This is a genomic window from Rhodoferax sp. RT5P35, from assembly GCF_056521385.1.
In genome coordinates this window covers 1-1,053 of sequence record NZ_JBWMAX010000341.1, presented here as the reverse complement: position 1 = coordinate 1,053, position 1,053 = coordinate 1, and the positions used below count along the sequence as shown (strand labels likewise).

Sequence of the window (1,053 nt, the reverse complement as noted above, 5' to 3'; positions counted from 1 at the left end):
GCTGGTCAACGGGGCCGACAGCAGCATCAAAGGCAAGGTGGGCGTGATGGTGGGCATGCCCAAGGGCGACGGTGCCAACAGCACCGGCGCGGCCGCACTGGGCGGCTGGCAAATGGCGGTCAGCAAATACTCCAAACACCCCAAGGAAGCCGCCGACCTGGTGCTGTACATGACCAGCCAGGCGGTGCAAAAAGAGCGCTCCATCAGCCTGGCCTCCAACCCCACCATCCCCGCGCTGTACCAGGACAAAGACATCCTGGCCGCCAACCCGTTCTATGGTGATTTGTTCGAGACGCTGAAGGTCGCCGTGCCGCGCCCGGCCACCGTGACCGGCATGAAATACAACGAAGTGTCCGCCGCGTTCTGGAACGCCACCCACGAGGTGCTGTCGGGCAAAGCCACCGGGGCCGACAGTGTGAAAAAGCTCGAAGGCAAGATCAGCGCCATCCGCCGGGGACCGAGCTGGTAAGTAGTACGTGTTGGAGGTGTTGAGGATTAAAAAGGCCTCCAGCGCTTATTCCATGGGCGAGAGCAGCTATCATAAAAATAGCTGCTGGCCCACCGGGGTTTGCCACAGCACTGTCACACAGGCTTTCTAGCATCAGGGGTTTTCCGATAACCGATAACCCCCACAGAAAGCCTCCACGATGACCGCCGATAGCCACTCTGAAGACAGCAACACCAGCAACAACCCCAGCATCTCCAGCCTGATCGACACCCGCCTGAGCCGCCGTGGCCTGCTGCGCATGGGCGTGGGCACGGCGGGCGCTGCCGTGATGGGCAGCTTTGCGCTGACCGCCTGCGGTGGTGGCGGCGATGGCGAACCCGTGGCCGGTGAGTACAAACTGGGCTTCACCGCCGTGGACAAGAGCCTGGCCGACATGGCCACCGTGCCTGCGGGCTACACCGCCAGCGTGATCTATGCGCTGGGCGACCCGCTGAGCGCGGCCACCCCCGCCTATAAAAACGACGGCACCGACACCGACTTCGACAACCGCGCAGGCGACCACCACGACGGCATGGGGTCCTTCGGCCTCACCCTCGCCGGCCCCG

2 protein-coding genes are annotated in these 1,053 nt (G+C 63.7%); both read left to right on the top strand.

From position 1 onward, the window contains the following. A partial coding sequence (locus AC097L_RS26165; protein ID WP_479589604.1) for a type 2 periplasmic-binding domain-containing protein occupies positions 1-469 on the top strand: 469 nt, incomplete at its 5' end. Between the two features lie 178 nt (positions 470-647). Next, positions 648-1,053: alkaline phosphatase PhoX (locus AC097L_RS26160; RefSeq protein ID WP_479589603.1), on the top strand; the 406-nt coding region annotated here is incomplete at its 3' end.